This window comes from Prevotella sp. oral taxon 317 str. F0108, from assembly GCF_000162415.1.
In the GTDB taxonomy this organism is placed as follows: domain Bacteria; phylum Bacteroidota; class Bacteroidia; order Bacteroidales; family Bacteroidaceae; genus Prevotella; species Prevotella conceptionensis.
In genome coordinates, this window is record NZ_GG740072.1 from 1,773,901 (window position 1) to 1,781,478 (window position 7,578).

Annotated in this window: 5 protein-coding genes; 4 read left to right on the forward strand and 1 reads right to left on the reverse strand. The window is 44.0% G+C overall.

Annotation, left to right across the window (positions count from 1 at the left end; all coding sequences use genetic code 11):
- Nucleotides 1-899: 899 nt before the first annotated feature.
- The 4 genes from HMPREF0670_RS06805 (at nucleotide 900) to HMPREF0670_RS06820 (ending at nucleotide 3,730) form a co-directional block, all read left to right on the forward strand.
- Complete coding sequence (locus HMPREF0670_RS06805) at nucleotides 900-1,496, forward strand: TetR/AcrR family transcriptional regulator (RefSeq protein WP_009230417.1); 597 nt, start codon at nucleotides 900-902, stop codon at nucleotides 1,494-1,496.
- Complete coding sequence (locus tag HMPREF0670_RS06810; protein WP_009230418.1) at nucleotides 1,493-1,981, forward strand: hypothetical protein; 489 nt, start codon at nucleotides 1,493-1,495, stop codon at nucleotides 1,979-1,981. Before HMPREF0670_RS06805 ends, HMPREF0670_RS06810 begins: the two co-directional genes overlap by 4 nt.
- A 112-nt stretch (nucleotides 1,982-2,093) precedes the next feature.
- Nucleotides 2,094-2,840: a 3-oxoacyl-[acyl-carrier-protein] reductase gene (gene fabG / locus HMPREF0670_RS06815; RefSeq protein WP_009230419.1), complete on the forward strand. Its 747-nt coding sequence runs from the start codon at nucleotides 2,094-2,096 to the stop codon at nucleotides 2,838-2,840.
- Nucleotides 2,841-3,064: 224 nt separating this feature from the next.
- Nucleotides 3,065-3,730 (forward strand): RluA family pseudouridine synthase, encoded by a 666-nt coding sequence (locus HMPREF0670_RS06820; protein WP_009230420.1) that lies wholly within the window; start codon nucleotides 3,065-3,067, stop codon nucleotides 3,728-3,730.
- A gap of 2,169 nt (nucleotides 3,731-5,899) precedes the next feature.
- On the opposite strand, the gene HMPREF0670_RS06830 is transcribed toward HMPREF0670_RS06820, so the two are convergent.
- The gene (locus tag HMPREF0670_RS06830) at nucleotides 5,900-7,108 is read right to left on the reverse strand and encodes an MFS transporter (protein WP_009230422.1); all 1,209 of its coding nucleotides are present in this window, start codon (nucleotides 7,106-7,108) and stop codon (nucleotides 5,900-5,902) included.
- Nucleotides 7,109-7,578 lie beyond the last annotated feature (470 nt).

The window sequence follows — 7,578 nt, forward strand, 5'->3', positions numbered from 1 at the left end:
GCTCGTCTTTTTTTAAAGCCCGACAACCTGCTTTTAGCCCCTAAAAACCCACTTTTTAACGACTATTTCGCCCTTTTCAACCATGTTTTTCATGATTCTAAAAGGTTTTATTTATACAATTGCAGTGGATATTTATGCTTTTCGTCTCGCAATTAGCACCATTTCACCTTGCATTTTGCACCAAAGCGCCTTGCGTTTTGCACCAAAACACACTGCATTTTGCTGCAAATCGTCCCAAAACGGGTGTTAGTGGCGGTCGTTTTAAATAAAAATTCATTTTGTCTGCATACACAACTGCCCCCTTTTGGCACCAAAACAAACCTCCGCGAGAATCGATTTTTTGCGGCAAGGTGAACGATTGGTGGACAAAAAGGGCACTCATAATGTTAAAATTCTTGCTAAAAGTTAGACAAAACGATTATACTTCATACACGCACGAGTGGGCAACGGCACAGAGAACACGTACGCTTACTACCACCAGCGCGAGCAGTTGCAGGGCATGCTGCCCACAGCCAGCGGAGACAACATCATGAAAAACGCAGAAGTAATACGCCATTGACAGCTAGTTTTCAACTTGTGTAGAATGTATTGAATGACTTATGACAGGAAACTTTTTAAGGCCTAACCACGTTTTGCCACAGACAGATGGAACTGACTCTCAGATTTTGTCGCGTCTTTGTCCTGCACTCTGTATATGAGAGGAGTGTTTATCTTGGTTTTACGGCACAAAGATTATAAACTCTTTCAAGTTAAAGAAATATCAAAAGCCAAGGCGGCCTCTCTCTAAAAAACAAACCAATAATTTGTTCATTCGACAAAAAAACGATAAATTTGCACATTAACTAAGCCGTGTGCAACAACCTGCGGCAAGCATTTATTAGAGAAAGGAGGAAACGAAGATGTCCATTTCCAAAACAAGACAAAAGCTAGTGGACGTGGCGCGCCAGCTATTCGCACGCAACGGCGTGGCAAACACCACGATGAACGACATCGCCGTGGCATCGGGAAAGGGCAGGCGAACGCTTTATACCTATTTCAATAGGAAAGAAGACGTGTACTATGCCGTGATTGAAGCCGAACTGGAACGCCTATCTGACAAGCTAGACGAGGTGGCGGCGAAGAAAATCAGTCCGCAAGACAAGATTATCGAGCTGATATACACCCACCTAAGCATGATAAAAGAAACGGTGGTGCGCAACGGAAACCTACGTGCAGAGTTCTTCAGGAACATCTGGACCGTGGAGAAAATGCGCAAAAACTTCGACGAAGACGAGATTGAACTATTCAGGAAGGTGTATGCTGAGGGCAAAGCCGATGGCGAATTTGACATCGACAACGTGGAACTAGTGGCCGACATCACACACTATTGTATCAAAGGACTTGAAGTGCCGTTCATCTACGGCCGTTTGGGACATGGCCTAACCGAAGAGGCCAGCAAGCCGTTGGTGGCAAAGGTGGTGTATGGTGCATTGGGCAAACGTATCAATAAGCAATGAAAGCCGCCGTATTATTTTCGTTCGTGGCCATAATCATGGCTGCATGCACGGCATCCAGCCCAAAAGAGCAAAGCCACGCCACCCAACCCGCCACTGCACATGCCCCCAAAACGGCGACAATAGTGAAAGACATCACGCCGCCACAACGTTCCGTCACCCCCGACACGACTACGAAGTACACAGAAGAGGATGGTGGCATGACACAAATTGAAAGTAAGTTGTTTACAGAAACGTCATCGATGCAAGTTCTTTATCAAGAAACGATACGAAGAGGAGACATCGACAATGCAGAGATGTTGCTGCCCAAACTTCCTTCGAAGAGCAAAGAAGTGGACGTGGATAAGAACGGGCTAATTGGCATTTCCTATAAAATCGGACACCGGCAAGCAACGGTTGAAATGTACTATAATGGCGGTGTAACCACGCTCATACTACGTGAGCAAAGCAGAGGTGTAAACCGCGAAATCATCCACAGTGCCGACTAGCCCCTAAAACGGCTAACGGGCAACAGGCGCAAACATTGTTTTGCCATGTCAAAGTAAGTTTGTACCTTTGCCTAACGAAATCAATGTATTTTCTAACATAAATAAAATCAAAATGGGATTATTAACAGGCAAAACTGCCCTTGTTACGGGTGCTGCCCGCGGCATTGGCAAAGCCATCGCATTGAAGTTTGCACAAGAAGGCGCAAACATCGCATTCACCGACTTGGTTATCGACGAAAACGGTAAGGCTACCGAGGCCGAAATTGCCGCTCTCGGCGTTAAAGCCAAAGGATATGCCAGCAACGCCGCCGACTTTGCACAAAGCGAAGAGGTTGTTAAACTGGTGAAAGAAGACTTTGGCTCGGTAGACATCCTCGTGAATAACGCCGGTATCACCAAAGACGGCCTTATGCTACGCATGACCGAACAACAGTGGGACGCCGTTATCGGCGTAAACCTCAAAAGCGCATTCAACTTCATTCACGCTGTCATCCCCGTAATGATGCGCCAACGTGGTGGTTCCATCATCAATATGGCATCTGTTGTAGGTGTTCATGGCAACGCGGGACAAGCCAACTATGCCGCCTCTAAGGCTGGTATGATTGCCTTGGCCAAGTCTGTAGCCCAAGAAATGGGTCCCAAAGGCATTCGTGCCAACGCCATTGCTCCTGGCTTTATCGATACGGCCATGACGCAAGAACTGTCTGATGAGGTACGTAAAGAATGGATGAACCAAATTCCTTTGCGCCGTGGTGGAACCGTTGAAGACGTAGCCAACTGCGCACTTTACCTCGCCTCCGACCTATCTAGCTATGTAAGCGGACAGGTTATCCAGGTAGACGGCGGTATGAATACGTAATTACACACAAGCATTCGTGTTCGGCGAAAAGGCCGTTGTGCCCTTTCGCCGAACTAACGTTTGCGGTTAAGGCGGTTCTAAATGTTAACTTTGTGCTTTTCAGAACAAGCTTTAACCCAAACAAGCAATGGCAAGTTTGCCAACACAATCGGTCAATTTATTTACCAGTACACTTGTGAACCGAGAACCTTGCCCACCTCATACACACCCAATCCTTAGATATCATGATTCCTGTTTACGAAGACAACCACATCATTATCGTTTCTAAACATAGTGGAGAGATAGTTCAAAGCGACAAAACCGGCGATGTGCCACTTGTAGATATCGTAAAGAGCTACCTCAAAGAAAAGTATGCCAAGCCTGGGAACGTGTTCCTAGGAGTGGTTCATCGGCTCGACAGACCGGTATGGGGGCTTGTGGCATTCGCTAAAACCAGCAAGGCACTAAGCCGCATGAACGCCCTTTTCAGAACGGGCGATGTGGAGAAGACCTATTGGGCCATCGTACAGTCGCCACCCGAAAACGAAACGGGCGAATTGGTACATTGGCTCACGCGCAACGAAAAACAAAACAAGAGCTATGCCCACAACCACGAAGTGGCAGGTGCAAAGAAGGCCATACTTAGCTATAAGGTTATCGGCCGCTCCGAAAACTACACGCTCTTAGAAGTGCAACTGATGACCGGCCGGCACCACCAAATACGTTGCCAGTTGGCCGCTATGGGCTGCCCCATCAAGGGCGACTTAAAGTATGGAGCAAGGCGAAGCAACGCCGATGGCAGCATTTCGCTGCTTTCACGAAAGATTTCGTTTGTTCATCCCGTCTCGAAAGAAACCATCTGCGTAGAGGCTCCCCTACCCGACGACAACCTTTGGCACGCGTTTGGGTAGGAAGAAGGCTTGACCAAGAACATAAACAAACGAGCCGACAAGCATCTAGAAACCCTAAGCGATGCAAAATGCAGGCGACACGCTCAAAAGAGGGACAAATAAAGAGCTGCGTTATGCTGAGATTTGCGGCTAATTGTATAATTTGCAAGCATACTTTTCGCTAGAAAATGTCGAAAGCACGACGCCTTTTTAAGTATTAGTTCCAGATTTAAGTTTTGTGGTGACGAGTACGTGAGTTTGTGAGCTGAAGACAGGACAACTTCAAGGTGAAAAACAAGAGAAAGAAAACCAAACAAATTCTTGAAGTCCTTCTATTGACAAGTTGACGAATTTTCAAATCGCAACAGGTATGTCGGAATGACGTTTACCCCTTGCAACCAGCAAGAATGGTGTTCTTCGTTGTTCCAAACTCGTGTATGGAATTATTTGGAGTACCATACATTACAGATATTAGTACGTGTGCGCCATTTTACTTTTTTGATGGGCTTGGTTTGATTATAAAATATACGCACTAGCAGAATTAATACGTAAGCGACACCTAAGTACAAAACAAGCTAGCCAATAAAAGGAGATTGTGGGAGACGTAATTTATAAGTAGCCATGCAACTACACACCCCCAAAGGGCTCCACCAACAGCAAACATATATGGGCGTAGCGTCGTTATGTCTGTGAACCTTAATTTATATCCCACTATTTCTTGATTTTAAATCATAAGACTGCTGCACTCACTCACCATTATTTTGTATACCAGGTGTCTGCAGAATTCAATGAGGAGAGCCTACTTCGCCATTTAACTCTTTTATGTAACTTAAAACCAAAATAATGCGTTGAAGTTAATAGAAACTCTTTCAGACTTTCATTCTTTTGAAGTCTGACCTCTTCTGACTTTTCAAATGGACTATCTTCAAACAAGTTTAACCTACAACCATCTTTAAATACAAACTGTATCGCTATTTTGTATTGACTTGTATTTATATAATCAAGACTATAAAAGCCTAATAAATCTGTTTTTCTATAACGTTTTTCTTTCTTTCCTATTTGGAAAACGACATAATCCTTGGTATAACACACAAGTACGGTCTTATTGCAGATTTTATGCAACAAATAGATGCACATATACACAATAGCACAGAAGGAGCAAGACATGATCCACCAATTATAATATTCGGTAGGGCAAAAGAATTTGATTATGAAATAACCGAACATGATGAATACCCCTACCCATATCGCAGATATATATGGAGGATAAGTTAAAACATTGGAGAATTTGTATCTATAAAGAGTATCCATATTTTTTTCATACCAATTATTTATGCAATTGTTATTTGATGAGCATTGAGTACACGAGTAGCTAGTCTAGCTCATTTTAACCATCCGTATTTATCATTTTTCCTGCTTTGTACAAATTTGCCATTGTTTATTTGGAAGACCTTTTCTTTAACAACTACATCACCATCTATTAATACTACTGTTTCTCTTAACACTATCTCATATTAGGGGGTTATTTTAAAGTCCAAACAGCGGCTTATATGACAAAAGCTGAGGATTACATTTTTGTGGATTGGTTTAATTGAATCTAACGTTACGTCTTTTAACAACTTATCATTGTCGTTCAACAACAAACAACCCTGTGTACTCGTAGATTCTGGTCCAGTGCCATATTCAAACTAACGAAAATGTAAATACAGCTATCTTTTTCATTTTAAATCTATTTATAAGCAAAAAGAAATAGTTTTAGAACTAGCCTATCGAAAATTGAGCGTTAGAAATGACACCAACTTCTTCTTGTATTCCACGGTATTTACGAAGAGTCTCGTCATTGAACGTCTAAACGATTCTTTCGTTCAACGATGTTTGTTTTGAGCACTTTCTTTCTAAACACCTTCCATTGGCATTCAATGAGGTTATGGTTGGGTGAACATGAACGTAGAAACAGTTGTTTAATCCTCGTGCCAGTTTCGGCACACAAGTGATGTGAGCCTAATATGACTCACACTCCTTGCTGTGCCGAAAACTACGAATAGGGTTTCGAGTGCCTCTTTGGATAAGTTAATATCATGATGTTAAGACAGGCTTTCTATGGATACATTCCTAAATCATTGGCTCTCGACCATTATTCATCGTCCACTTACAACTTGTTAACTTGTCAACTCGTCAACTCTAACGACTTTATCTCAGCTTATGCCCTTTAAACGCGAAGAAAGCGATGTAGAGGAAGCAGGGAAGGCAAATCCAATAGGCGTTTTGTGGCCCGTAGTTGTCTTTTAGAAGTCCGAAAAGAACGGTTACAACCGCTCCTCCAATCAAGCCCATTGTAAGAACAGATGCGCCCGACTTGGTGAACTTACCCAAATCTTGCATCGACAAGGGCCAGAATGCAGGCCACATCAGCGAACAACCCAAAGCGATAACGCCAATGCTAAACACGCTCAATGCACCAGGCAACAGCACAACAAGCAGCGTACCCACGATGGCGATGATGGTGCATACCTGCAATGCGCGTGTCTGCGACATGTATTTGGGAATGAGAACAACGCCCGACACATAACCAACGCTAATGCAAAGAGGCGTAATCCACGAATAATTTTCGGCATTTTCTAGGCCAAGGCCCTTGGCATAGTCGATAAGCGTGGCCAAGGCGATGGTTTCGGCACCCACATAAAAGAAGATGGCAAAGGCACCAAGCACCAAGTGAGGGAATTGGAAAATAGATTTCTTGCTGTTGGCATACTGCGAAACCTGTGCGTCTTCGGCGTTGTTTGATGCCTCACTCTCGTCTTCGCCAGCTGCCTTCACCTCTGGCAGCGGAGCCATCAACGACAGAACACCAAGTGCGAGGAACACGGCGATGATGATATAAAAGGGCTTATCTAGCTGACTAACGGTAAGATGTTCGCCTGCGACCAATGTAATGAACCACGGCGAGATGGGCCAAGCCAGCTTATTGCATATACCCATAACGCTGATACGCTTGGCTGCACTCTCTACAGGGCCAAGAATGGTGATGTATGGGTTGATGGCCGTTTGTAGAAATGCGTTGGCCGTTCCGCAGCAAAACGATGCTACGAGGAACAACACAAAGCTTTCTTGACTGGCCGATACGATGAACACACCGAACGAAAGGGCGAAAAACAAAAACGCTACGGCCATTGTGCGCTTATAGCCGATAAGCTTTACTAATTGACCTGCGGGATAACCGAATATCAAAAAGGGAATGAATGTTGCGCCAATAAGCAGGTAGGCACCAGCAGATGGCACGTTGAGCGACTCTTGCAACACTGGCACCAATAGCGAATTGATGCCTAACGCAAAGCCGCAAGAAAAGAACATCAGGCCTAAGAATGCAATAGGCACTAGATAATTTTTGTTTTCAGACATAATGTTGGTTTATTTAATTGATTGTTTATCGTTTGTATTCGGCCCTATCCCGACTCAATGCACGCCCTTGCAAACGTCTTTTGTTGGGTGTGCATAATTTGTTTGAGCAAAGTTACGACAATTGGAAGATACGGCCAAAAGATAGGAAGAAATAATTATTACAGCCTAATAAAATACGTTTATGCCATGCCCGCCTGTTTGCAGAACAGGCTTTGTTGAGGTGTTCGCACTCGCGCGCGTACATATTAAGGGTAAGCATCCAAAATTCGCCGTATTGATACTTCACAAAAAAGCCCTTATATGACAGGTTTCATATAAGGGCTTTATGTTATTTGCAGTTTATGGGCAGTAGCTTAATCAATTCATCCTCCTTCATGTCCAGCAAAGGTTTCGCTAAGACGTGCCTTAACCATCCGTAAGGTTCTATCCTTGCCTCCCTGCAACAGGCCATGAATGTATAGAAGATGGCA

Coding starts and splice junctions, on each gene's coding strand:
- HMPREF0670_RS06805 (WP_009230417.1), top strand. CDS start 900: ATGTCCATTTCCAAAACAAGACAAAAGCTAGTGGACGTGGCGCGCCAG.
- HMPREF0670_RS06810 (WP_009230418.1), top strand. CDS start 1,493: ATGAAAGCCGCCGTATTATTTTCGTTCGTGGCCATAATCATGGCTGCA.
- fabG (WP_009230419.1), top strand. CDS start 2,094: ATGGGATTATTAACAGGCAAAACTGCCCTTGTTACGGGTGCTGCCCGC.
- HMPREF0670_RS06820 (WP_009230420.1), top strand. CDS start 3,065: ATGATTCCTGTTTACGAAGACAACCACATCATTATCGTTTCTAAACAT.
- HMPREF0670_RS06830 (WP_009230422.1), bottom strand. CDS start 7,108: ATGTCTGAAAACAAAAATTATCTAGTGCCTATTGCATTCTTAGGCCTG.